The sequence below is a fragment of the Vibrio frigidus genome, assembly GCF_042465995.1.
Taxonomy (GTDB): domain Bacteria; phylum Pseudomonadota; class Gammaproteobacteria; order Enterobacterales; family Vibrionaceae; genus Vibrio.
This window is the reverse complement of record NZ_JBCDMC010000007.1, coordinates 12,321-36,535: the sequence shown is the minus strand read 5'-3', so window position 1 is coordinate 36,535 and position 24,215 is coordinate 12,321. Positions and strand designations below refer to the sequence as shown.

22 protein-coding genes are annotated in these 24,215 nt (G+C 42.3%); 7 read left to right on the top strand and 15 right to left on the bottom strand.

Annotated elements, in window-relative coordinates:
- Nucleotides 1-25: 25 nt before the first annotated feature.
- Complete coding sequence (locus AACW90_RS12935; RefSeq protein ID WP_390235059.1) at nucleotides 26-589, top strand: hypothetical protein; 564 nt, start codon at nucleotides 26-28, stop codon at nucleotides 587-589.
- A gap of 166 nt (nucleotides 590-755) precedes the next feature.
- Here AACW90_RS12935 and AACW90_RS12930 read toward each other — a convergent pair whose 3' ends face one another.
- On the bottom strand, nucleotides 756-1,661 hold the full coding sequence (locus AACW90_RS12930) for a hydrogen peroxide-inducible genes activator (RefSeq protein ID WP_390235057.1): 906 nt from the start codon (nucleotides 1,659-1,661) through the stop codon (nucleotides 756-758).
- 197 nt (nucleotides 1,662-1,858) lie between these two features.
- Here AACW90_RS12930 and AACW90_RS12925 point away from each other — a divergent pair, with 197 nt between their 5' ends.
- Complete coding sequence (locus tag AACW90_RS12925; protein ID WP_195702325.1) at nucleotides 1,859-2,467, top strand: peroxiredoxin C; 609 nt, start codon at nucleotides 1,859-1,861, stop codon at nucleotides 2,465-2,467.
- Nucleotides 2,468-2,651: 184 nt separating this feature from the next.
- Here AACW90_RS12925 and AACW90_RS12920 read toward each other — a convergent pair whose 3' ends face one another.
- The 7 genes from AACW90_RS12920 to AACW90_RS12890 form a co-directional block, all read right to left on the bottom strand.
- Nucleotides 2,652-3,818 carry a glutathionylspermidine synthase family protein gene (locus AACW90_RS12920; protein ID WP_390235054.1) on the bottom strand — a complete coding sequence of 389 codons (1,167 nt, stop codon included), beginning with the start codon at nucleotides 3,816-3,818 and terminating at the stop codon, nucleotides 2,652-2,654.
- Between the two features lie 3 nt (nucleotides 3,819-3,821).
- The gene (locus AACW90_RS12915; RefSeq protein ID WP_390235052.1) at nucleotides 3,822-4,439 is read right to left on the bottom strand and encodes a DUF1190 domain-containing protein; all 618 of its coding nucleotides are present in this window, start codon (nucleotides 4,437-4,439) and stop codon (nucleotides 3,822-3,824) included.
- Nucleotides 4,440-4,455: 16 nt separating this feature from the next.
- Nucleotides 4,456-4,872 carry a DUF350 domain-containing protein gene (locus AACW90_RS12910; protein WP_275135663.1) on the bottom strand — a complete coding sequence of 139 codons (417 nt, stop codon included), beginning with the start codon at nucleotides 4,870-4,872 and terminating at the stop codon, nucleotides 4,456-4,458.
- 42 nt (nucleotides 4,873-4,914) lie between these two features.
- A complete protein-coding gene (locus tag AACW90_RS12905; RefSeq protein WP_390235049.1) occupies nucleotides 4,915-5,547 on the bottom strand; it encodes a YjfK family protein in 633 nt (210 codons plus the stop codon).
- 11 nt (nucleotides 5,548-5,558) lie between these two features.
- Nucleotides 5,559-6,584: a potassium channel family protein gene (locus tag AACW90_RS12900; RefSeq protein ID WP_390235047.1), complete on the bottom strand. Its 1,026-nt coding sequence runs from the start codon at nucleotides 6,582-6,584 to the stop codon at nucleotides 5,559-5,561.
- 120 nt (nucleotides 6,585-6,704) lie between these two features.
- Complete coding sequence (locus AACW90_RS12895) at nucleotides 6,705-7,388, bottom strand: PspA/IM30 family protein (RefSeq protein ID WP_390235045.1); 684 nt, start codon at nucleotides 7,386-7,388, stop codon at nucleotides 6,705-6,707.
- Nucleotides 7,385-7,804: a DUF2170 family protein gene (locus AACW90_RS12890; protein ID WP_390235043.1), complete on the bottom strand. Its 420-nt coding sequence runs from the start codon at nucleotides 7,802-7,804 to the stop codon at nucleotides 7,385-7,387. The genes AACW90_RS12895 and AACW90_RS12890 overlap by 4 nt, the downstream gene beginning before the upstream one ends.
- Nucleotides 7,805-8,056: 252 nt before the next feature.
- Between AACW90_RS12890 and ppk2 the strand changes: the two genes are divergently transcribed.
- Nucleotides 8,057-8,839, top strand: coding sequence for a polyphosphate kinase 2 (ppk2, locus tag AACW90_RS12885; protein ID WP_390235041.1), 783 nt, complete (start codon nucleotides 8,057-8,059; stop codon nucleotides 8,837-8,839).
- A gap of 31 nt (nucleotides 8,840-8,870) precedes the next feature.
- Here the strand turns inward: ppk2 and phoU are convergent, their stop codons facing one another.
- The 4 genes from phoU to AACW90_RS12865 form a co-directional block, all read right to left on the bottom strand.
- Nucleotides 8,871-9,569 (bottom strand): phosphate signaling complex protein PhoU, encoded by a 699-nt coding sequence (phoU, locus tag AACW90_RS12880; protein ID WP_195702316.1) that lies wholly within the window; start codon nucleotides 9,567-9,569, stop codon nucleotides 8,871-8,873.
- Nucleotides 9,570-9,651: 82 nt separating this feature from the next.
- A complete protein-coding gene (gene pstB / locus AACW90_RS12875; protein ID WP_390235038.1) occupies nucleotides 9,652-10,470 on the bottom strand; it encodes a phosphate ABC transporter ATP-binding protein PstB in 819 nt (272 codons plus the stop codon).
- A 2-nt stretch (nucleotides 10,471-10,472) separates the two neighbouring features.
- Nucleotides 10,473-12,122 carry a phosphate ABC transporter permease PstA gene (pstA, locus tag AACW90_RS12870; protein WP_390235036.1) on the bottom strand — a complete coding sequence of 550 codons (1,650 nt, stop codon included), beginning with the start codon at nucleotides 12,120-12,122 and terminating at the stop codon, nucleotides 10,473-10,475.
- A gap of 107 nt (nucleotides 12,123-12,229) precedes the next feature.
- On the bottom strand, nucleotides 12,230-14,452 hold the full coding sequence (locus AACW90_RS12865) for an ABC transporter permease subunit (protein WP_390235033.1): 2,223 nt from the start codon (nucleotides 14,450-14,452) through the stop codon (nucleotides 12,230-12,232).
- A 218-nt stretch (nucleotides 14,453-14,670) separates the two neighbouring features.
- Here AACW90_RS12865 and ppk1 point away from each other — a divergent pair, with 218 nt between their 5' ends.
- Together ppk1 and ppx are read left to right on the top strand one after the other, a co-directional pair.
- Nucleotides 14,671-16,773 (top strand): polyphosphate kinase 1, encoded by a 2,103-nt coding sequence (ppk1, locus tag AACW90_RS12860; RefSeq protein WP_390235031.1) that lies wholly within the window; start codon nucleotides 14,671-14,673, stop codon nucleotides 16,771-16,773.
- Nucleotides 16,766-18,277, top strand: a complete 1,512-nt coding sequence (gene ppx / locus AACW90_RS12855; protein WP_390235028.1) for an exopolyphosphatase — start codon at nucleotides 16,766-16,768, stop codon at nucleotides 18,275-18,277. Before ppk1 ends, ppx begins: the two co-directional genes overlap by 8 nt.
- 3 nt (nucleotides 18,278-18,280) lie before the next feature.
- Here ppx and AACW90_RS12850 read toward each other — a convergent pair whose 3' ends face one another.
- Genes AACW90_RS12850 through phoB form a run of 3 tightly spaced genes read right to left on the bottom strand, consistent with a single transcriptional unit; the run spans nucleotide 18,281 to nucleotide 21,277 of the window.
- Entirely contained in the window at nucleotides 18,281-19,252 is a 972-nt protein-coding gene (locus tag AACW90_RS12850) for a PstS family phosphate ABC transporter substrate-binding protein (protein ID WP_390235025.1), read from the bottom strand.
- 15 nt (nucleotides 19,253-19,267) lie between these two features.
- A complete protein-coding gene (gene phoR, locus AACW90_RS12845) occupies nucleotides 19,268-20,566 on the bottom strand; it encodes a phosphate regulon sensor histidine kinase PhoR (RefSeq protein WP_390235023.1) in 1,299 nt (432 codons plus the stop codon).
- 21 nt (nucleotides 20,567-20,587) lie between these two features.
- Nucleotides 20,588-21,277 carry a phosphate regulon transcriptional regulator PhoB gene (gene phoB / locus AACW90_RS12840; protein WP_195702308.1) on the bottom strand — a complete coding sequence of 230 codons (690 nt, stop codon included), beginning with the start codon at nucleotides 21,275-21,277 and terminating at the stop codon, nucleotides 20,588-20,590.
- 269 nt (nucleotides 21,278-21,546) lie between these two features.
- Between phoB and rdgC the strand changes: the two genes are divergently transcribed.
- Together rdgC and trhP are read left to right on the top strand one after the other, a co-directional pair.
- A complete protein-coding gene (gene rdgC, locus AACW90_RS12835; RefSeq protein ID WP_275136679.1) occupies nucleotides 21,547-22,461 on the top strand; it encodes a recombination-associated protein RdgC in 915 nt (304 codons plus the stop codon).
- 316 nt (nucleotides 22,462-22,777) lie between these two features.
- Nucleotides 22,778-24,136 (top strand): prephenate-dependent tRNA uridine(34) hydroxylase TrhP, encoded by a 1,359-nt coding sequence (trhP, locus tag AACW90_RS12830; protein ID WP_347997632.1) that lies wholly within the window; start codon nucleotides 22,778-22,780, stop codon nucleotides 24,134-24,136.
- Nucleotides 24,137-24,215 lie beyond the last annotated feature (79 nt).

The following is a 24,215-nucleotide window of genomic DNA, read 5'->3' as shown; positions in this document are numbered from 1 at the left end:
AAACGCCGATATGAGGATGCCAAAAATGACTCAAATTCCTACTCACCTTCAAGATGCAAAACAAATACTCACGTCTGATGGTTTTGAAACGAATGATGTTTGGTACCACGGCACCTCTTCAGCTTTGCTCACTTCAATACAGGGACAAGGATTAAAGCGTTCAGGAGATAAAGCGTTAAACCAAGCCGCCATCAGTACCATGGCGACCATTGGTAATCGCTATACAGAATCGCAAGAACCGATTTTCTTAACTCAAAGTAAAGAGCTGGCCTTTTATTGGGCCGAGCAAGCCGTTCAAAACCGTACGGTACGCTTTGAAGGAAAGGAAGAACCTATTGTGTTAGCGGTAAACTTGTCGGAAAAACAACGTATTTTTGTGAAACCCGATGTAGGGGCAGCCAGCCTATTATTAATGAAAACTGGTGAGCACTTTATGGCGCATCTAGCAATAATCTATGAACGTTGCGGCCTCGCAGCACCCGACATTGATCTTATGAAAGCCGACCGTATGGCATTTCTCAATAAATTGGGAATGGCCTATATCGACCAAGACGTTAGCCATGCTTGCGTTGAGGTATTGCCAAGTTAAATAGACGAGATTAGGTAATATTGAACTAGCGTGTAACTGACCACGTAAGATTTCAACATTGGAAGGCCAAGCCCATCTTCCAATGTTTTTTTATTTCATATGACGATTTAAATGGTCGCTATTCCAAGTTAAGTAAGTTCATGGTTTACTCATTTTTCGATTGGTATTACATAAGTTCAGAAACCACTTCAGCTAATTTCTCAAATGTCTCGTATCGCGAGGAACTTGGCCTCCAAACAAGACCGATATCTCGATAGGCCTGTTGACCGGGAGGATCGACAACAATCAAATTTTGGTTTTCTAATAATCCATGTTCGATCGCCATCTGTGGGATAAATGTTGTCCCTAGCCCATTAGCGACCATCTGTACCAACGTATGTAAACTCGTGGCCGTAAATGGATTGATCTTATCTTTGTCCGTTAATTTACAGGCCGAAACCGCGTGTTCCGTTAAGCAGTGCTCATTTTCTAATAAAAACACGGATTCGTTTGGCAATTCATCATATTTTATCGGAACTCGAATCCCATCGGCCTGATTACGACTAATCACCATCCTGAAAGGATCCTGCCCAACAACCTTGCTATGCATATTTCCAATATCGACTGGTAGAGCCAAAATTAACACGTCCATCTGGCCATGTTTCAATGCTTCCAGTAAATTTGTCGTGGTATCTTCTCTTAGCAGAAGATTCAACTGTGGAAATCGTTGATTCACTTCTTGCACCAAATCGCACAGAAGAAAAGGAGCAATTGTCGGAATACAGCCCACTCTAAGTTGACCCTGCATTGTTCCACCTTGGCAGAGTTTGCCCAACTCGATGAGATCTTGCCCTTTAGCCAGCAATTCTTTGCCATGAGTCACTACCAGTTCGCCAGCCTGCGTAAATACAAGCGGACTTTTTTTGTCCTTTTTCTCATAAAGAGGACAGCCAATCATCTCTTCGAGGTTTTGTATTCCTTTGCTTAGAGTAGATTGACTCACAAAACATTTTTCTGCGGCGTTACTAAAGTGCCGTGTTTCATGTAGTGTTACGATATAGTGCAGCTGTTTTAGACTGGGCCATTTATTCATATTATCTATCCGTGCCAACCATTTTATTTACTGTTTAGTTTCTCAATAAGACGCAAATCAACCTAATCGCTTTTTTCGATTAAATCAATCTATTTAATTCGCTTTTTTAGATGCACAATTATGTACTATAGTTTGCTTGTAGAAACACAAACTCAAACCAAATGGTTTGAAGAAAATACTTAATTAGGAGCAAGAAAATGGTACTAGTAGGACGTCAAGCCCCAGATTTTACTTCTGCAGCTGTTTTAGGTAACGGCGAAATCGTTGATAACTTCAACTTCGCAGAATTCACTAAAGGTAAAAAGGCGGTAGTATTCTTTTACCCACTAGATTTTACTTTTGTTTGCCCATCAGAGCTAATTGCTTTTGACAAACGCTTCCAAGACTTCCAAGACAAAGGTGTTGAAGTTATCGGCGTTTCTATCGATTCTCAATTCTCTCACAACGCATGGCGTAACACAGCTATCGCAGATGGCGGTATCGGTAAAGTTCAATACCCACTCGCTGCTGACGTTAAGCACGAAATCTGCCAAGCATACGGTATCGAGCACCCAGAAGCTGGCGTTGCTTTCCGCGCCTCTTTCTTAATCGATGATGAAGGTGTTGTTCGTCACCAAGTCGTTAACGATCTTCCACTAGGTCGTAACATCGACGAAATGCTGCGTATGGTTGATGCACTAAACTTCCACCTAAAACATGGCGAAGTTTGCCCTGCACAATGGGAAGAAGGTAAAGCAGGTATGGACGCGACTCCAACTGGCGTTGCCGCTTTCCTAGCTGAGCACGAAGACGATTTAAACAAGTAATTACTGCTAAGCCTGTCCTCAACGCAGGTTTATGGTTGGACAAAATATAAAAGCGTAAAACGCTCGCCAATCAGTTATAAAGTAATCATCAGCCCAAGATCAAAGCCCAAGCGAAAGCTTGGGTTTTTTATTTAATTATTTGCCCTTTTCACGATTCTAGTATTATACCAATCTAAAAAGCTAACTAATCAAGAATAATATGCGGAATATAACGTGATAAGTCTTGAGTCACTCTTGACGTATCTTCTCGAATAGACATGCCTGCTGGCTTATCATTTATCAGCCAACTACCTATCAACGTGTAGTTATCACCAAACTTAGGTAATGGGTGGTATGCTTGATAAATAACACCTTCTTCTCCGTAAGGGCCATCCGTTTGCAGTGTTTTTTTTCCTTTCTCTACAATGGATATATTGGCACCTTCACGAGCGAAAAGCGGTTTAATGACGTAGTCACCTAGGCTGCTTATCTTCTTATCGTCGGGGAAAAAAGAAGGAATCAAGTTTGGATGATTAGGAAACATTTTCCAAAGCAAAGGCAATAATGCCTTGTTGCTAATAATAGATTTCCACATAGGTTCAAGCCAGTTAACCTTTGCTTCTTGTAAATTACTCGCGTACTGCTCCCTAAACATAAACTCCCACGGGTAGAGCTTGAACATCCAGCGAACAGCTTGGTCATTGAGATCAACAAACTCTTTTTTGTTGTTAAGACCAATATCTTCAGTAAAGACAAAAGACGTAGATAAACCCGCCTCTAGAGCACAATCTTCAATGTATTGAACGGTACCACGATCTTCGACGCTATCCTTGCAGCAACTGAAATGTAGTGTTTGCCCTGGTTGCTGTATAGCAATTTCTTGGAAGCGTTCTATCAGTAACTCTTGCAGAAGGTTAAATTGGTCTGCATCACGGCGTATCTGAGAGCTATTCACCATGTCTTCTAACCATAGCCATTGCCAAAAACCCGTTTCGTAGAGTGACGTGGGCGTGTCAGCATTGTTTTCATATAATTTTGCCGCCCCTTTTCCATCATAGGCAAAATCGAGTCGCGAATATAATGACGACTCTTTTTGCTTCCATGATGTCAGTACGTTTTCCCACATCGGTTCTGGTATTTGAAATTTTCGTAACCAATAATCATCCCCAGCCACTTTATCCACCACCTGTAGGCACATTTGGTGGATCTCTTCAGTTGGATCTTCAATATCTTTTTCTATTTGTTCAAGGGTAAACTGATAGTAAGCCGACTCATCCCAATAAGGATTTTCATACACTGAATGAAAACCAAAGCCGTACTCTTTTGCCAGCGCTTTCCAGTGCTTTCTTTCTTTCGCGTCGACCCTCAACATGACTTAACCACCCCAACTTTTACTTGATGATGATTTGCTACTTCCCCAGCTAGATTTAGCAGAAACGGTTGAACCAAAACCACCTCTAGACATGGTTTTAGTTGCCGTAGGTTTCGGCTTCATCTGATCTCGCCCGACCTTTACTGTCGATTTCTTGTAACGACTGGATCCGTAGTCCTGACCATCAGAGCTAACCCAGCGATCATGAAAAATACTACCGGGGTAGCGCGAGGAATACATAGGTTGCGAGTAGTACGGCCGATTGTTCGTCATCATGCGGGCAAACATAAAGCCCGTCATTGCGGGCATAAACCAGTTAGAACGCGGAGCTTGAACACAGGCATTCGCACCAAACTCTTGAGAGCACTCATTTTCAGTATTGTATTTTGGCCCCGTACGACCTGCTTCTTCAAGCGCGTACTCATAGGCAGCCTTACATTGCTCGGCAAAATCTGGATTATCGCCAGAGCAATCATCGACACCTTGGTAGATAGTGGCATCTTCAGTATCACCACACCCTGCTAACATGGCGGAAACAACGGCAACCGAAAGAGAACTTTGTGCAAATGGACGCCATGACTTTCGCATTCGTTGCAAAGATACTTGTTTGGTTTTTTTCATCCTCACAATCTCCTTATCAGTAAGTCATACACGCTGCGTTCAACAATCCAACCGAAACTGACGTCGCGGCCATCACTATACCAGCAGGAATCTCACCATTTTCTATTCGCTCGACAACCTTGGGCATAAAGGTAAAACGAACTAAGAAGAAAGCCACAATTTGCGCTAAAAATGCAACCACGCCCCAAACAGCAAAATCAACAATATTCACTGAATTACTTGCCGCGCCCGAAATGGCCAAACTATAACCAAGTATAGAGCCAGCGAGTGCTACTGCGGCGGAAATGTTCTTTCCATCTTTAATCAATGCCCACTCATCGTAAGGAGTAAATCGGACGTAAACCACCTTGAAGAGTAGTAAAAATGCCAATGAGAGAGAAAAATAGAGCAAGAATGCCCCTACATTTCCAATGGAGTCTATTAGTAATTGCATGCTAATCCCTTAAATAATTATTGTTTAATCTTGTCATTACCATCAACCAATAATTCTAAAATCAGTTGGTGACACATCAATACTGGTGCTAAAAACGACACTACGTTGTGTTTGATTGTTTTCAACTTTCTCTTCCGCGATGATTTGTAAACCTTCAAACAGTTCTGAGTTAACTTCTCTTTCATAAACCATCGCAAATTGGTCTGTTTCAGTCACACTGCCATCTTCAAACCATGTTTTTTCTGTCATCGCAACCGGGCGTTCATTATCCCAAGCTTTGTAAAACGTGTATTCATCAAGTTTTTTATTCGGTAAAACCAACTCTGTGGCAAGCCAATGTTCCCACTGCTTAACACTGTCTACCGGTTTTGTTTCATAAAAATAAACCAGTTTCACTTCCGTTACATCGGCGTCTGTTTTACCATTTTGCAGCACCTGAAAGTACCCATCGTCATCAGTATAAAACCGTAACAACCGCGTTTGACCGTCTAATTTTACTTCTCCAACGGCTTTAATAAGTTGAGTTCGAGCAGCACCTTCTATTGTCAGATACTCTTCTATTAAGCGAAACTTGAGATCGTCTAACTCGATAGCACCACCTAGACGCATCCCTAGAACTTCAGGAGCACTAAGCGGCTCAGGTTGTTGTTCTTTCTTTTTAAACCAATCAAACATGTTCGCTCCTATTAAGGCCAGTTAACATCTGAAATTCGCTCATCTGAGATATAGAAAAGGGTCATACCCTCTGCTATCTCTGTTTTTAGGTTTGGATTAATTTGCAGGCCATTGCCATTATCGACGGCAATTAATATGGCATCATGTTTCTGTTTGAAAGAGTGGAATAAGGTTTCAAACAACGTTGTTGAATGATTGGAAGGATAAATAACAGAATACTGAGTCATACCTGTCGTGGTGCTCAACAACTCTTGATGAAGAGAGCTAGAACCAGGATCAACCGCAGATTTAGCCAGCATTTCAACCGATACCGAAGGGATACATTCGATATTTGGACAATGCTTTTTGAGAAGGTTACTCAATTCTTCGTTATTAAAATACGCCAAAATATGTGCATGAGAATTTTGACCACTCACAAAAAGTGCTGCACTCAACGTAACGTCATCTTCGGGCGTATCAATTATAATACAGCTCGCTTCAGCGATCCCTGCTCGAGCCATTTCTACACTGTCTACGTAGCTTGGAACTGAGACAAATTCGATAACACCTGGGAGTGGGTTTTCTATCTCCGCACAGGCGCATAATACGATAGCGCGATTCTTTTTTTCTTCATGCAAAAGCATGTCTAACATATTTAATGTACGTTTCTCGTTCCAACCGAGCACCAATATATGATCTTTCATTTTAAGGCTCCGCTTCCCCATTAATCCTTTACGCCAAGATTCCACAAGAAGACTTGCCACTTGCCCTACAACGATTGCAAATAGACCGAGTCCCACTGGAATGATAAATAACGACGTTACCCATTTTCCGATATCAGTAGCAGGCGAAAAATCACCATATCCCACAGTAGACGCCGTCACGACCAAGTAGTAAATAAATACACTGAATGAATTCGTAAGATCAGACTCGCCAACAAGATGAAGAAGCAACCAACTTGTTGAAATATAACCTATAAGCAAGAAAACAAGGTTTCTTCCGGTTAACTGACCTAAGTGACGAACCGTCCATTGGCGCATCGCCAGCCATAACGACATATTCGTTCCCTCTTTTCAATAGACCACGATCTAAATGGGCGGCGCTAAACCACCCATCTAAACAAGTCTGTATAAATCAATAAAAGCACCTTGCGATGCTTTCATTTTTACTCTGTTTTTTTATTTACCCAGAATTCGAGCTAACTCATCTTCTGCTGATGATTGGCCAGAGGTTATCCCAGCTTCTGCTAGTTTCTTATCTAGAGAGCTACCCGATGCTACGTCTGCTAATTCTGCCGCGGCTTCAAGTTGTGCTGATCTCTCTTCCTGACGCTTTTTAATCCGATCCAACGATTCCACAGCGGTATGCATTTTTGCATTCGCACCCACATTTGTCGCAGAAACCGCGGACTGCGCTTTCTGCACGGCTTCATTCGCTTTCACAACATCGACCTGTTGCTCAAGTTGACGAAGCTTATCTTTCGCTTGAGCGATATTCGTACTCATGCTCTGTGCAGATGATTTAAATTGCTCTAAATACACGTTTTCTGCTTCTTGTTCATTTCTTAAGTTAGCGACTTTTTGAGCGCACTCAAGAGCAAGTTCTTGTTGGCTTTTTTCCATCGCTACACGAGTATGATTTTCATATTCAGCGATGCTTTTATCAAACGCATTGACTTTGTTTTGTGACATTTTACGCTTTGCAATAATACTCACTAGCGCCTCATCAGAACGGCGTAATTCTGTTTTCGCCTCTCTGATTTCTTGGTCCAATATACGCAAGGCTTGATTGTCAGCAACGGATTCAGCGGCTTCATTTGCGCCACCCTTTACCGCTGAGAATAGTTTTTTCCAAACACTCATTGTCCACTCTCCACTGTTTGTTCACCCGCTACTAGAAACTCTTGATATAATTCGATAAATGCTTCGACATTACGAAACAAGGTTGCCACTTCTATAATGACACTTTCTAATTTTGACTGAGACGAAAGCGAACCAAACGCAACATAATACTCATCGCCGTCAATCTCATTGATGCCTATCGTTGTTAACGGGAACATCTTATGGGTTTTCAGCACATAATCGTTAAGATCTTGTGAGTTCTTTACTTGATCTTTACTAAATAGAAGAACCTCTACAAGGATCTGCTCACCGGATATGGCAAGAAATGCGTCAATGTTATCTTCATTGGTAATGACTAATGTATTTTCATTTTCTTTAACTACCCAACCTTCATGCTCTTTAAGAGCTGAGATTAGATCTGGAGATTGACAAATCATAGTTCCACCGTATCTATTAAGAAAAACCGTATGTTATTGAAATAAAGTATATATTTTTAATGCAGCAAATCACAGTCTACGCATTGAGATTCACCCTGTCCATAGCATAGTGTTACTGCCTGTGTCATTCGAAACAGTCTACTAATTTATTAAATAACATCCAACGTGCATTAACCCTCTCAATTTCATTTGGCAAAACTTTTTCTTTTTCTGATAGTTGCTAACATTATGGCAACCACGAGGAGATCTTGTATGGCAAAAACTGATAAAAAAGTATACGAAAAAGAGCTGGAAAAACTTCAGGTTGAACTGGTTAAACTTCAAAGCTGGGTAAAACAGGAAGGTCTTAAAGTCGTCGTTATTTTTGAAGGCCGTGATGCAGCTGGTAAAGGTGGCGTCATTAAGCGAATAACAGAGAAGCTTAATCCTCGTATCTGTCGCGTGGCTGCACTCCCCGCCCCAACAGAAAAAGAAAAAACACAGTGGTATTTTCAGCGTTATGTCACTCACCTACCAGCCGCGGGTGAAATCGTTCTCTTTGATCGTAGTTGGTACAACCGCGCTGGCGTTGAAAAGGTCATGGGCTTTTGCGATGACGACCAATACCAAGAGTTTTTACGTTCCTGTCCAGAATTTGAACGTATGTTAACCCGTTCAGGCATTATCCTTCTTAAATACTGGTTCTCCGTTTCCGATGAGGAACAGGAAAAACGCTTTCTAGAAAGGATCCGCACTCCGATCAAACGCTGGAAATTTAGCCCAATGGACCTTGAGTCTCGTAGCCGATGGGCGGAATATTCCGAAGCGAAAGATAAGATGTTCAATTACACCGACACCAAGCAGTGTCCTTGGTGGGTAGTTGAATCAGACGATAAAAAACGTGCACGACTCAATTGTATTAGTCACCTATTATCGAGTATCGAATACCATGACATAGAGTTCCCTGAAATCACGCTGCCCAACATTAACAAAGACGGCTACATAAGAGCGCCGATTGAGGAACAATCTTATGTACCTGAGTATTTGGAAAAGTAGGTATTCTCACGTCACCGTAACAAAAGAAAGGCTATTTGATGTGCTCATCAATATCATCTTCATCCAGATGACGCACATCTTTACCTTTCACAAAATAGATGATGTATTCGCAGATATTCTGACAGCGGTCGCCCACTCGTTCGATCGCCCTTGCTGACCACATAACTTGCAAAATACTCGGGATATTTTTCGGGTTTTCCATCATGTTCTTGGTAAGCTGCTCTATCACCGCTCGGTACTCTGTGTCCAGCTGGTTATCAAGCTTGTATACCTCTGCTGCGGCATCAATATCCATTCGAGCAAACGCATCAAGGACTTGATGTAACATCGCAATCGCCTGACGGCTTAAGGTCTCTAATGAAACATGGTAATTTTTATGTTTTGTTGAAGGTGTTTCCAATGCAACACGTGCAATCCTAGTCGCGACATCACCAATACGCTCGAGATCCGTTATCGTTTTAATTATTGCCATCACTAAGCGTAAATCCTTCGCCGTTGGCTGACGCTTAGCGATGATCAACGTACAGGCCTCATCAATAGAGACCTCCATTGCATTCACTTTGTGGTCATCACGAACCACCTGTTGTGCAAGCTCCATATCTTCTTTGTTTAGTGCCTGCATTGAGAATGAAAGCTGCTGCTCAACCAGTCCACCCATGGTTAACACATGGGTTCGGATAGATTCGAGTTCTACATTAAACTGTCCGGATATATGACGACCAAAATGCATTTTTTGCCTATTAAATTAACGGTGGTATCAATTCGACTCAATCACTGTACAGATGAATCCTGTTCGATGGAACAAGCATAGATTACCCGTATCGGCCAGTTATGTAATCCTCGGTACGTTTTTTTGTAGGCGAGGTAAATATTGAATCTGTGTCGTTGTATTCGATGAGCTTTCCTAGGTGAATAAACGCGGTATGGTCGCTTACCCTTGCTGCTTGTTGCATGTTGTGAGTGACGATGACAACGGTGTACTTCGTTTTCAGTTCATTAACCAACTCTTCAATGGTCAATGTCGATATCGGATCGAGGGCAGAGGTCGGTTCATCGAGTAACAGCACTTCCGGTTCGATCGCGATGGCTCTCGCGATAACTAACCTTTGTTGTTGACCGCCTGAAAGGCCAAAGGCATTTTCATGTAGCCTGTCTTTTACTTCATCCCATAGCGCCGCGGCTCGCAGTGACTGCTCTACGGCGTCGTCCAATGTTCTGGCGGTTCTAATCCCTTTGAGTCGAAGGCCATAGACTACGTTTTCGTAGATAGACTTTGGGAAAGGGTTTGGCCTTTGAAATACCATGCCAACGCGACGTCGTAGTGTGGCTACATCGACATCTTCTTGATAAACATTCTTACCATGTAAATAAACTCGGCCATCCACACGACACCCTTCCACCAAGTCATTCATTCGATTAATACAACGTAATAATGTGGATTTCCCGCAACCTGACGGACCGATAAAAGCGGTCACCTTGCCTTTCGGAATTCGCATTGAGACGTCCGTAAGCGCCTGACCATTTTTATAATGCAGGTTGAGGTTTTCTATCGCGATAGCCGTATCTTTATCGGCTAAGTTTTGCACATCTAAAGGTGATTCATAACCCAGTGTTGAACTAACTGAAAACATGATTAATCTTGTCCTAATGCACGATATTTTTCTCGCAAATTATTGCGAATATTTATAGCCGTTAAGTTTAAGCCCACCACCACCATTACCAACAGGAAGGAAGTGGCGTAAACTAACGGCCTTGCTGCTTCTATATTTGGCGTCTGAAAACCTACATCGTATATATGATAACCAAGGTGCATAAATTTACGTTCAAGATGCACATACGGATAATGGCCGTCAACGGGCAAGCTCGGTGCCAACTTGGCAACACCGACCAACATAAGGGGGGCCACCTCTCCCGCAGCACGTGCTACGGCTAGGATTAACCCTGTAATAATTGCGGGGCTAGCCATTGGCAATACAATACGCCACAACGTTTCAAACTGTGTCGCCCCAAGCGCATAAGAACCATCTCTAACTGAAGAAGGGATACGACCTAAACCTTCCTCCGTAGAGACAATTACCACAGGCAGAGTGAGCAAAGCTAGGGTTAATGCCGACCAAAGTATTCCGGGCGTACCAAATGTTGGTGTCGGCAGTTTATCAGCATAAAAAAGCTCATCTATCGATCCACCAATAGTATAAACAAAAAAACCGAGCCCAAAAACACCATATACAATGGAGGGCACACCAGCAAGATTGATCACCGCAACTCGAATCGTTCGGGTAAGCGCATTGTTTTCAGCATATTCGTGTAGGTAAACAGCCGCTAACACTCCTAAAGGGGTCACAATAATCGACATCATTAGAACCAAGAAAACCGTACCAAATATGGCAGGGAAGACGCCCCCTTCTGAGTTAGCTTCTCTTGGGTCATCTAACAGAAATTTTTGGGCTTGCTTAGTCCAATGAAAAAACTGCTCCAAATACGTCATATCGTTAGGATACCAAGCATCCAGAATATCAATAAGAGGGATCTGATGTACACCACCTGACATCTCCTCTATTACCAAGTATTCACTTCTCAGTTTAGAACGGAGTTGAGCGAGTTTCGCTTCAGCCTCTGAGATAAGCGACTCTAATGCCTTTTTCTTCTCGTCATATTCATCTAAGTAAAGCGTCGTTAGCTCGCCTTCAAATTCTACTTTTCTTTTCTTGAGCCGTATCTGACTTAGCTCCCAACCAATCTCCCGCACTTCTACATTTAGAATACGATCAATTTCAACACGAATTGAATTACCAAAATCAACACCATATTTAAGGTGAGATTTTACATTCGAAGTATATCGACCATTCTCGGTGACATATGCTAGTGGCTTACCAAAAAAAGAGCCGTTTTGAGTGCGTTCTAATACCACCCAATCTTGGGGATATTCTGGCTCGGATAGATTCGGTTTCAATACGGATATAAAATCGAGTGGGTAAAGCTCTCTATTCGCAACCTTAATGCTAAGTTGTTCAACACTACCCGCTTCAATCACCTCTTTGGGTAGGCTCTCTTGCCTATGAGACAAGCGAGAAACCGGAATAGTCGAACGCTGATAAACCTGCCCTGCAATTTTATTACCGCCCTCATCCGTCCACACAGACAACGGCATAGGCCAAAAATAGACGAGGCCTTTCCAACCAATCAGTAATAGTAGGCCGAAAACAGATACCAGACTAACGCTGACTGCTCCTCCTGTAAGCCAAATCCAAGGCTTTCCTGATTTTATCCATTGAAAAAACACGTATCAATTCATTCCTAAAATTTGTGGTTCTTTAAAACTTACCAGCAGAATGGCTATTATTCCTCAGTGACAACACAGTAATATGGGACGACCAATTTAGGCTCAACCTACATTGAACTGTATTTATCTTTAAGTCTCTGTCTAACCAATTCGGCGAGCGAATTTACGGCAAATGTAAATATAAATAGGATCAACGCTGCCAAAAATAGAACCCTATAGTGCGTATCACCCACTTCCGTTTCTGGCATTTCAACCGCTATCGTCGCGGATAGACTTCGCATCCCCTCAAAGATACTAAAATCCATGATTGGCGTATTACCCGTAGCCATCAGAACTATCATAGTTTCACCTACCGCTCGGCCTAATCCTATCATTATCGCCGAAAATATGCCGGGGCTTGCGGTTAGTAAAACAACATAAAGCAGTGTCTGCCATTGAGTAGCACCTAATGCCAATGAGCCGTCAGAAAGGTGTTTCGGCACAGAGAAAATGGCATCTTCGGCGATGGTGAATATCGTCGGGATTACTGCAAATCCCATTGCGATACCAACCACCAGAGCATTTCGTTGATCGTAGCTAATACCATTATCAGCAAGAAAAACTCGAACATCCCCGTCAAATAACCAATGCTCAATGTCCACGGAGTAATGGATACTTGTGTAACCAACAATCAATATAACAGGGATAAGGATCACCACATGCCAACCGATAGGCAACCGACTCATTATCGCTTTGGGGATCATCGCCCACAACAGGCTCATCAATATAGCCGATACAGGCAGCATAATGAGCATCAAAACCACGCCCGTTAAGTAGGACTCGACGATTGGTGCTAACCATAACCCAGCCAAGAAACCAATAATAACGGTTGGCAGTGCTTCCATAATTTCTATCGATGGTTTAACAATTTTTCGCATCGATGAGGACATGAAATACGCCGTATACACCGCACCAAACACCGCAAGAGGGACAGAAAACAACATGGCATAGAAGGTCGCTTTAAGGGTCCCAAATGCAATGGGTACCAAGCTAAATTTCGCTTCAAAATCGTCACTAGCAGAGGTCGATTGCCACACATATTGAGGTTCAGGATAGCTTTCATACCAAACCTCTCTCCAGATGGAAGAGAAGGTGACCTCTGGGTGAGCATTTTTTAACTCATGGATATGTAGCTTTTTATTATCGAGCGCAATGAGATAGCTTTCATTGTTCGACATAGCAACGATGTTGGGCAGTTGAAGATAGATTTTTCCTGAAAATAGCTGATTTTCGCTGGTCGAATAAAAGCTCTGCATTGAGCCATTTTCTGTAAAGCTATAAAAACCTTTACGATAGGTATCCGTCAATAGAAATTGATTACCTTCGCTCAACGGAAACTCACGAATTTTAGTCAGTACCCTCTCACCGCTCTTGAGCACGTCAAACCACTGTGAAATCGTATTGTCTTGGTGTGTGACAAGAATAGAGTGCGCACCTGAGAGCAGATTGATCTGCTTGACGGATTTTTCTACCTTACCACGAGACAAATCGACAAACTCACGAGCATGGAATCGATTTTTCGTAAGCTGAGCAATCATCAAGCCATCTTCCGATAAAAGAAACAGTTGTTTACCATCTGGAGATAGATTCAGTTGATCGATACGGTCAGGAAATGTAGGTAACTCTAACTGCTTTGCTTGCCAGATTGGTTCATCAGTCCCTGCCTGATTTTTTTGACTCATTCGAACCGCGTTCACATCACCGGAAGTCGACACAGCAACAAACGTACCTATCTCATCTTGGATAGAAAACGCGAACTGCTCTATTGGGCCTTTTTTCTCATCGATAAGAATAGAATTCCCATCATTAAACACTTTTAGATCCGGTGTCAGTACGCGCCCATCATTTGTAAAAGACACATTAAAGCCGGGTTTTACTGCCAGCACTTCGCCATTATCATTTGCATAAGCATACCAACCTTGTGACTGGGCACTCTTTGCAAATGTGGCTGGATTTTCAAGAATAGTTGTCGTCAGTAATGTTTTGGCTTCCCCTTGTTCGAACCCAACATAAACCAGCTGACCAACATCATCGAATACGAACGCATTTTCGCCGTAATCTCCAACACCGATGCCTATCGCGTTGTTCTTTTGTTGATAGCTGTAGTCGGCTAATGGGTTTACTTCAGCACTAGAGAATATAGGCAGAACCATCGATACGAGGTAAAAAAAGATAAGCAATATAGCCGCAAGGATACCAATACCACCACTCTTCACGACAAAACGAGCTAAGCGATCCTTTACGTACCTCACCCTATCTCGTTCGTTTAATGAAAATTCGGCGTTTGCCATGGTGAAATTAATCCTTTTTATCAGCGCATCAATAATATTTCGTTTACGTGACAGTTACATTACAATAAAGTTGTAAACAACTGAAAAACGCCACCAAAAACAAAAGTAGGCAACATTGAAATAATTATGTAACAGAAAGGGCCTACCTTTCACTATCTATTTTTCCCTGTTTTTAGGGGATGATCGGTAAACTCCCTTATTATTTGTCGGAAGGTATCATGAGTGCAGAAAAACTTTATATCGATAAAGAGTTAAGTTGGCTATCTTTTAATGAGCGTGTATTGCAAGAAGCAGCAGACAAAACCGTTCCGCTGATTGAACGCATCCGCTTCTTAGGTATCTATTCAAATAATTTCGATGAGTTTTACAAAGTCCGTTTTTCTGATGTAAAACGACGAATTCTTATTGCCCAAGAAAGCGGTAATAAAGACGACGGAAAAAACCTTCTTGCGAAGATGCAATCCAAAGCGGCTCAATTAGAGAAAGACTTTGCCGAGCTATACAACGAACTACTCTTAGAGATGGCTCGTCGCCGTATATTTTTAGTTAATGAAACTCAATTGAGCGAGCCGCAAGAGAAATGGATCAGAAAGTACTTCAGAAAAGAAGTATTGCCCCATATTTCTCCCCTTATTATGACGGAAGATATCGACGTACTCTCTTTCTTAAAAGATGAGTACGCCTATTTAACGGTCGAAATGAGAAAGAAAAAGAAAAAAGATAAAGCTCAATACGCACTTATTGAGATCCCAACCGATCAATTGCCTCGTTTTGTTATGGTTCCAGAACAAAAAGGCAAGCGTCGAAAAACCATCATTTTGCTCGATAACATTATCCGTTACTGCTTAGATGATATCTTCCAAGGGTTCTTTGAATATGAAGAACTGCACTGCTATTCGATGAAGATGACTCGTGATGCTGAATATGATTTGGGGTTCGAGGTTGAACACAGCTTACTAGAACAAATGTCTGAAGGCGTGGCACAGCGTTTAACCGCAATGCCTGTTCGATTTGTCTATGAACGAGAGATGCCTAAAGAGATACTCTATTTTTTGTGTGAAACGCTCAAAATATCAAACTATGACAGCCTCATAGCCGGTGGCCGTTATCATAACTTCAAAGATTTTATCGGCTTCCCAAATGTCGGTCGAGACTATCTTGAAAACAAACCATTACCACCATTGACCTGTGCCGACTTTGAAGGGTATAACAACAGTTTCGACGCGATTAAAGCTAAAGATATTCTCCTTCATTACCCTTATCACACCTTCGATCATGTCGCAGAATTAGTCCGTCAGTCCTCTTTTGACCCAAAGGTTCGTGGCATTAAGATCAATATCTACCGGGTCGCTAAAAACTCTAAGCTAATGAACTCGCTGATTGATGCGGTACATAGTGGCAAAGACGTAACGGTTGTGGTTGAACTACAGGCTCGTTTTGATGAAGAAGCCAACATTGAATGGTCTAAGGTATTAACCGACGCTGGGGTACACGTTCAATTTGGCGCTCCCGGACTGAAAATCCATTCAAAATTACTGCTTATCTCCCGTCGTGAAGAGGGTGAAATCGTTCGCTATGCTCATGTCGGTACCGGTAATTTCCATGAAAAAACTGCCCGTATCTATACCGACTTTGCACTTCTAACCGCAGACAAAGAAATTGTTGAAGAAGTACGCAACGTATTTGGCTATATTGAAAACCCCTATCGGCCCGTCAAATTCAATCATCTGATTGTTTCTCCCCGCAACTCCAGAAGTCGACTTTATAAGCTAATCGACCAGGAAATTGCGAACAAAAAATTAGGTAAAAAGGCAGGCATAACCCTTAAGATCAACAACCTAGTTGATAAAGGGTTAATCAGCAAGCTATATGGTGCGAGCGCTGCTGGTGTGAAGATAAAGATGATTATTCGCGGTATGTGTTCACTTGTTCCCGGAGTAGAAGGGATTAGTGATAACATTCAAATTATCAGCATTGTAGACCGCTTCTTAGAGCATCCTAGGGTAATAATCTGTGAAAACGACGGGAATCCATCGGTGCATATTTCATCGGCGGATTGGATGACGCGTAACATCGATTATCGAATTGAAGTTACGGTACCTATACGTGATGAGCGACTTAAACAACGTATTATAGATATAATTAATATTCAATTCACGGATACGATGAAAGCTCGTGTTATTGATAGCGGCATGAACAACGATTATGTACCTCGTGGTAACCGGAAAAAAATTCGCTCGCAACTTGCTATTTACGATTACATCAAGCAAGTTGAAAAGCAGACCAGAATAGAACATGAGAATTCGATAGAAGATGAATGAAAAAATAGACCTTCAAAGACGTAAAGTCGCTGCAATCGATTTGGGTTCAAATAGCTTTCATATGGTTGTTGCACACATTGTTGGAGAAGATCTACAGATAGTGAGTCGCCACAAACAGCGTGTGCGGCTTGCTTCAGGCTTAAACCCTAAAGACAAATTACTTAATGAAGCCGCCATCGTTCGTGGTCTGGATTGTCTTACAATGTTTGCAGAGCGATTACAGGGATTTGAGCCAGAAAATGTTCGTATTGCGGCTACACACACACTAAGACAAGCTCGAAATGCGAATGCCTTTATGCGTCGCGCACGCGAGGTACTGCCTTTCCCAATTGAAATCATTCCCGGTGTAGAAGAGGCTCGCCTCATTTATGCAGGTGTCGCGCACACTCAACCAGAATCAAAAAGTAAGCTTGTCATTGATATTGGTGGCGGCAGTACCGAAATGATCATCGGCCAGGCGTTTGAGCCAGAATTAGTCAACAGCACACTGATGGGCTGTGTCAGCTTTACCGATCAGTTCTTTGCCAATGGCAAGCTCTCTAAAACCAACTTCGCTCACGCCAGTATCGCTAGCCAGCAACGATTTGAATCGCTCATAAAACCTTATCGAAAAAAAGGCTGGGAAGCAGCAATAGGCTCATCTGGTACCATCAAGGCTATTCGCGAGGTGTTAATTGGTTTGGGCTTTGAAGATGGTGTTATAACCCCTAAACGTCTCAACAAGCTTATCGACACACTGTGTGAATTTGAATCCATCGATGAGATCGACCTTCAAGGCTTGACGATTGAACGTAAACCCGTATTTGCAGCGGGTGTTGCGATTCTGGAGTCTATTGTTACTGGCCTAGGTATTAAAGAATTACATTTCTCTGATGGTGCGTTACGCGAAGGCTTACTCTACGAAATGGAGGCACGTTTCGAGCGATCAGACATTCGCATGCGTACTACCGAATACTTAGCAAGAAAGCATATTGTTGATTTAAATCATGCCGATAGAGTCAGAAAGCAAGCTATGAACTTTTTAATGCAGGTATCTAACGATACGGGCATCAAGAGAAATGGTGAACTCTCTTCATTATTGGGGTGGAGCGCATTACTGCACGAGGTTGGTCTAAGCATTAGCTATCAGGGGCTTCATCGCCACTCTAGTTATATACTTCGACACACGACCATGCCGGGCTTTAACCAAGAACAGCAAATTGTACTTGCTACCCTCGCACGCTTTCAGCGAAAATCACTAAAGCTGCAAGAAATGCAGGAGTTCAATCTATTCAAGAAAAGGCATATTATCCAACTCATTCGAATTCTACGCCTATCCATTGTATTGAATGGCCAAAGAAACGAAGAAGGTTTGCCTGAACTGAATCTCAAGATCAAGGGAGACGATCATTGGGAGATAGAGTGTGAAGATAAAGATTGGCTCAATAATAACAAACTGCTTCAAGCCGACCTAGAAACCGAAAGCGAATTTTGGCAAAAAGTAGATTGGGCGATTGATTTCTAAACGTCACAACCCAATTTTTTCTAGTTCTTTATTGGCTAAATCGGCAGAAATCGCGACATATCCATCTTTTTCGACCACTACCTGACCCTGCTTGGAATAGATAAACCGAATGAATTCCGTTTCGATCAGAGATAATTGTTTGCCCGGGTGTTTGTTGATATACACATACAGAAATCGCGATAACGGATACTCACCATTCAGAATTGTCTCTCTCGTCGCCTCTACATAATGCGTACCATCAACCGAGATAGGCAGCCGTTTTGCATTTGACACGCTATAGCCAACACCAGAATAGCCAATCGTATTAATTCCCGACGCGACAGCTTGAACAACCGAAGCTGAACCCGGAAGTTCATTGACGTTACGTTTAAAATCTCCACCGCATAACGCCGTTTTCTTAAAGTATCCATAAGTTCCTGATACTGAATTTCGACCAAATAGTTGGATTCGACGTTTCGCCCATTCGCTATTAACATCTAACTCGAACCAATATTCTAAAGGCTTATTACTACCGCAACGTAACGTGGACGAAAAAATACTGTCGATCTGAAAAAAACTTAACCCTTCGATAGGGTTATCCTTATGAACAAATATTCCAATAGCATCAATCGCTATCTTCAATTCTGTTGGTTTGTACCCATGCTCTCTTTCAAAAGCCTCAAGCTCTTTAAGTCGCATAGGCCTGCTCATTGGGCCAAATTGTGCTGTCCCTTCCGTTAATGCAGGCGAAGCAGTGGAAGAACCTGAGGCCTGAACTTGCACATTAACATTAGGATAATACGTTTTGAACGCCTCTCCCCATAGGGATAACATACTTGCGAGAGTGTCGGAGCCTACCGAGGTTAAGTTACCCGACAAACCAGATACTTTATTATAGTCCGGTAGTTCTTTTGCCAACGTCTGGGGGCTCACACTGAGTAAGCTCAAGGTGATGAAGAGTAAACAGACTATCGACAAACGGGTAACCACTCTCATTCCTAAACTACATTCCTATTTTACGATGAGTCGTTTTGGCAAAACAAAGGAAAATTGACTACCTACACCGACTTCACTACGGATATCTAAAGCCGAATCGTGATGGCTTAATGCGTGCTTCACGATTGCCAATCCTAATCCACTGCCGCCCGTTTCACGTGATCTGGCTCTATCCACACGATAAAACCGCTCCGTAAGTCGCACGATATGCTGAGGTTCTATCCCTTCACCACTATCTTCTACATCCAGATGCGCCCCCATATTGGTTTGATACCATCTGACATGTACATTCGCGCCGTCCGGTGTATATTTGACCGCATTATAAACAAGGTTAGATATTGCGCTTCGTAGTTGATCTTCGTCACCAAGGATCTTTAACAGCGGATCGATATCGAACACAAATTTATGGCCTCTATCCCCACTCAATGCCTGAGCCTCTTTTTCCAACACATCGAGCATGGATGGTACATCCACCACCTCATCAAGGTCATGCATTGGAGCTGCCTCTATCTTAGACAACGTAAGAAGCTGATTAACCAATGCATTCATGCGATTCAATTGTTCCGTCATCACGCCATGTGCCTTGGGCCACATAGGACCGACGAGCATATCTTGGTCTTCTGTCATCTCAAGATAGCCTTGAAGAACCGTCATAGGTGTACGTAACTCATGAGATACATTAGCGAAAAAGTTACGACGCATCCCTTCCAATTGATTCAATTGGGTAACATCACGTACCACCATCAAATGCTCACCTTCTGTGTAAGGCACAATACGCAACTCAAGCATACGTTCAACATTCAGGGGAGATCGCATCTCTAACGGTTCTGTAAAGTCGTTGTTACCGAGGTATTTAATAAAATCAGGGGTACGTATTAGGTTAGAAATAGGCTGTCCGGAATCATCTGGCCACCGGAAACCCAGAAGGTGTTGGGCAAGCTTATTACACCAAACAATATTGCCTTCGTCGCGAAAAACCACCACCGCATCGGGTAATGACTCAGCGCCATTTCTAAAGCGGCGGATAAGATTAGTGAGGTCTTTACGCTTCTTTCTTTGTCTTTGACCTAGACGATAGATACCATTAAACAACCCTTCCCAATGGCCAGTACCAGAGGGTGGCGTTAGACGCTTTTCATCCCACAACCAAGTCGACAATCGGATCTGATTGTGAATATGCCATAAAAGCTGAATGACCGTTGCCGCAAGAAGCAACCACGGCATATAGCCAAACAACCAGCCAATCATAATCCATGGTGTGTAAAAAAAAGCTAGTGACCAGACTAGCTTTTTCCATGTTAACTGTTCTACCATCTATTTATCCGAAAAGTTCCTTTAAGCTTTGGTTGAGAAACGATAGCCAGCTCCACGTACTGTTTGTACTAGCTTGTCGTGTCCTTCGAGTTCGAGTGCTTTACGAAGACGACGAATATGTACATCGACCGTTCTATCCTCGACATAAACATTTGTGCCCCAAACATTATTAAGTAACTGCTCTCGACTATAGACTCGTTCTTGATGCGTCATAAAGAAATGCAACATCTTAAATTCAGTTGGTCCCATATCAACCGCTTGATCACTAACGGTTACTCGGTGTGAGACTGGGTCCAATTTAAGACCTTGAACATCGATGACATCTTCTAGCGCTGTTGGCGATACTCGACGAATAACCGCCTTGAGTCTTGCGACAAGCTCTTTTGGTGAAAACGGTTTAGTGATGTAGTCGTCGGCACCTACTTCGAGCCCGCGAACTTTATCTTCTTCTTCCCCGCGAGCGGTTAACATCACAACAGGGATGTTGCGAGTAAGCTCTTCACGCTTAAGATGTTTAATTAGATTGATACCCGAACCACCCGGTAACATCCAATCAAGTAATATGAGATCTGGGTATGGTTCGCACAGTTTATTTAGAGCAGCGTCATAGTCTTCTGCTTCCACTGCTTGATAACCCTTTTGCTCAAGAACAAAACACAACATTTCACGTATTGGTGCTTCATCTTCAACAACCAGAATCCTTCTAGACATAATTGAGCAACCTTTAAGTTTTAATCAACGCTAAGCATTATCTTCGCTAAGTATGACACTTTTGTGACCTTTGCAAACTATTTTTCACATAACTGTCGCATAGTGGTCACATCTTCAAGTCGTCTAAAAATACCCTATCCTAGCGGTACTTATAGAAAGCACACTGTGCATTTTTTTCGTAGCAACAGAGATTCTTGGTATAAAGCACTCAACAAATTTTGATTATTCCCCTATTATGTGTCGCCTAAATCTAAGATAAGAGAATGACTATGTGGTTTAAGAACTGTCTGGTATATCGCTTTAACCGTGATATTGAATTTGATGTAGAGCAACTAGAGAAGCAACTAGAAGAGTTTCGCTTCACGCCATGTAGCAGCCAAGATAAAAGCAAATTTGGTTGGTGTAATGTAATGGGCAAATTCGGTGACATGCTTACTCATGTATCAGAGAACCGTATTCTTATCTGTGCGAAGAAAGAAGACAAAATGCTACCGGCCTCTGTTATCAACGAATCGATGGCCGAAAAAATAGACGCAATGGAACTCGTAGAAGGTCGCCCTCTTAAGAAAAATGAGAAAGACAATATTAAAGAAGATATCGTTATCGATCTACTTCCTCGCGCCTTCAGCAAGAGTCAGTTTACCAATGTATTGATCCTTCCTAAAGAAGAACTGATCGTGGTAGACGCAAGTAGTTTTAATAAAGCTGAAGACGTGTTGGCGCTGTTACGTAAGAGCATCGGTAGCCTACCCGTTGTTCCTGCTATTCCGGAACAACCACTCGAAGGCTTGATGACGGAGTGGGTCAAATCGGGTAACACACCGCAAGGTATCACCATGCTAAATGAAGCCGAATTGCAATCACTTAAAGAAGATGGGGGCGTTATTCGCTGTAAAAAGCTGGAGCTGAGCTCGGAAGAGATCATTAACCACATTAACGCGGATAAGATAGTGACTAAGCTAGCGCTAAACTGGCAAGAGCATATCGATTTCATTCTAGCTGATGATTGCAGTATCAAACGCTTGAAATTCAATGAAGATTTAAAAGATCAAAATGAAGATATCCCAAGAGAAGACCGAGCTGCACGATTTGATGCTGACTTCTCTTTGATGAGTTCAGAATTAGCGAGCTTCTTACCTAATCTTTTTAAAGAGTTAGGTGGGTTAACAAATAACGCCACTTAATCTTGGCCTAAATCTGTGGCTACGATGGTAGATCTAATACCATATCCATCACTCTATGATTAAGTCCAGAATAACTATCATTCTTGTAAAAACAGGAATGATAGTTTTAAAAAATGGCAATATTAGATATATGTTACCCAAACAACTTTCACTCGCATAAAATCGACACCCTCTACCTTTTTATCGCTCAATTTGTACGCAATTAAAAACCAAATTACTAGGAAACTCCCCCCTTTTCACGTAATATTCGCGCTCCCAATTATTGCGCTATTTGGTAGTGCAATTCTGACTTGCAATCAGACTAGAGAATATAAATATGTTTAAACCAGAACTACTGTCACCTGCTGGAAGTCTTAAAAATATGCGTTATGCATTCGCCTATGGAGCCGATGCCGTCTACGCAGGACAACCACGCTATAGCCTTCGTGTTCGTAACAACGAATTCAATCATGAGAACTTGCAGATCGGTATCGATGAGGCTCATGCTCAGGGGAAAAAGCTTTATGTGGTATGTAATATCCAGCCGCATAACTCTAAGCTAAAAACCTTTATTCGAGATTTGAAACCCATAGTTGAAATGGGGCCGGACGCATTAATAATGTCGGATCCTGGTTTGATCATGATGGTCCGAGAGACCTTTCCTGATGTCGCAATCCATCTTTCTGTACAAGCGAATGCTGTAAATTGGGCTACCGTTAAGTTTTGGTCTACTCAAGGTGTCGAGCGAGTTATCCTCTCAAGAGAGCTATCTTTAGAAGAAATTGAAGAGATTCGAGAGCATTGCCCAGAAACAGAGCTTGAAATTTTTGTCCATGGCGCACTTTGCATGGCGTACTCTGGCCGTTGCTTGCTTTCTGGCTACATGAATAAGCGCGACCCTAACCAAGGCACGTGCACTAATGCTTGTCGTTGGGAGTACAACGTAGAGAAGGCAGAAGAGAGTGATTCGGGCCAGATCGTAGAGATCCAAGAAGCAACAGAACGCCCAGATAATACACTTGGCCTTGGCAAACCGATTGACGATGTTGTATTGCTCTCTGAAAGCCACCGCCCTGATGAAAAAATGGCCGCATTTGAAGACGAACATGGTACTTACATCATGAACTCGAAAGATCTTCGTGCTGTGCAGCATGTTGAACGTTTGACTAAGATGGGGGTTCATTCATTAAAAATTGAAGGCCGAACGAAATCTTTTTATTACTGTGCACGTACTGCACAGGTTTATCGTAAAGCCATCGATGATGCGGTGGAAGGTAAGCCCTTTGATGAAAATCTACTCGGCACCCTTGAGAGCTTGGCTCATCGTGGCTACACAGAAGGGTTCTTACGCCGACATACTCACGATGCATACCAGAACTATGAATACGGTTATTCCATTTCTGATACGCAACAATTTGTCGGTGAGTTTACCGGTCAGCGCCGTGGTGAATTGGCAGAAATTGATGTTAAGAACAAATTTCTTGTTGGTGATCGTTTAGAGCTAATGACACCAAATGGAAACATTACTTTTACGCTTGAAACAATGGAAAATCGTAAATCAGAATCTATTGAAGATGCCAAGGGTAATGGACATTTTGTCTTCATTCCTGTTCCTGAAGAACTAAACCTAGAATACGCATTATTAATGAGAAACTTTAGTAATGGTGAAGACACGAGAAACCCTACTGGCAAGTAATTGCATATAGCATGTTCAATAAATAGGGTTTGTATTCAATAAACCCTATTTAATTGCTGAATATCAGAAGTTTTCTATT

Excerpts from the sequence above, each read along its gene's own strand:
- AACW90_RS12935 (WP_390235059.1), top strand. The coding sequence starts at position 26 with ATGACTCAAATTCCTACTCACCTTCAAGATGCAAAACAAATACTCACG.
- AACW90_RS12930 (WP_390235057.1), bottom strand. The coding sequence starts at position 1,661 with ATGAATAAATGGCCCAGTCTAAAACAGCTGCACTATATCGTAACACTA.
- AACW90_RS12925 (WP_195702325.1), top strand. The coding sequence starts at position 1,859 with ATGGTACTAGTAGGACGTCAAGCCCCAGATTTTACTTCTGCAGCTGTT.
- AACW90_RS12920 (WP_390235054.1), bottom strand. The coding sequence starts at position 3,818 with ATGTTGAGGGTCGACGCGAAAGAAAGAAAGCACTGGAAAGCGCTGGCA.
- AACW90_RS12915 (WP_390235052.1), bottom strand. The coding sequence starts at position 4,439 with ATGAAAAAAACCAAACAAGTATCTTTGCAACGAATGCGAAAGTCATGG.
- AACW90_RS12910 (WP_275135663.1), bottom strand. The coding sequence starts at position 4,872 with ATGCAATTACTAATAGACTCCATTGGAAATGTAGGGGCATTCTTGCTC.
- AACW90_RS12905 (WP_390235049.1), bottom strand. The coding sequence starts at position 5,547 with ATGTTTGATTGGTTTAAAAAGAAAGAACAACAACCTGAGCCGCTTAGT.
- AACW90_RS12900 (WP_390235047.1), bottom strand. The coding sequence starts at position 6,584 with ATGTCGTTATGGCTGGCGATGCGCCAATGGACGGTTCGTCACTTAGGT.
- AACW90_RS12895 (WP_390235045.1), bottom strand. The coding sequence starts at position 7,388 with ATGAGTGTTTGGAAAAAACTATTCTCAGCGGTAAAGGGTGGCGCAAAT.
- AACW90_RS12890 (WP_390235043.1), bottom strand. The coding sequence starts at position 7,804 with ATGATTTGTCAATCTCCAGATCTAATCTCAGCTCTTAAAGAGCATGAA.
- ppk2 (WP_390235041.1), top strand. The coding sequence starts at position 8,057 with ATGGCAAAAACTGATAAAAAAGTATACGAAAAAGAGCTGGAAAAACTT.
- phoU (WP_195702316.1), bottom strand. The coding sequence starts at position 9,569 with ATGCATTTTGGTCGTCATATATCCGGACAGTTTAATGTAGAACTCGAA.
- pstB (WP_390235038.1), bottom strand. The coding sequence starts at position 10,470 with ATGTTTTCAGTTAGTTCAACACTGGGTTATGAATCACCTTTAGATGTG.
- AACW90_RS12865 (WP_390235033.1), bottom strand. The coding sequence starts at position 14,452 with ATGGCAAACGCCGAATTTTCATTAAACGAACGAGATAGGGTGAGGTAC.
- ppk1 (WP_390235031.1), top strand. The coding sequence starts at position 14,671 with ATGAGTGCAGAAAAACTTTATATCGATAAAGAGTTAAGTTGGCTATCT.
- ppx (WP_390235028.1), top strand. The coding sequence starts at position 16,766 with ATGAATGAAAAAATAGACCTTCAAAGACGTAAAGTCGCTGCAATCGAT.
- AACW90_RS12850 (WP_390235025.1), bottom strand. The coding sequence starts at position 19,252 with ATGAGAGTGGTTACCCGTTTGTCGATAGTCTGTTTACTCTTCATCACC.
- phoR (WP_390235023.1), bottom strand. The coding sequence starts at position 20,566 with ATGGTAGAACAGTTAACATGGAAAAAGCTAGTCTGGTCACTAGCTTTT.
- phoB (WP_195702308.1), bottom strand. The coding sequence starts at position 21,277 with ATGTCTAGAAGGATTCTGGTTGTTGAAGATGAAGCACCAATACGTGAA.
- rdgC (WP_275136679.1), top strand. The coding sequence starts at position 21,547 with ATGTGGTTTAAGAACTGTCTGGTATATCGCTTTAACCGTGATATTGAA.
- trhP (WP_347997632.1), top strand. The coding sequence starts at position 22,778 with ATGTTTAAACCAGAACTACTGTCACCTGCTGGAAGTCTTAAAAATATG.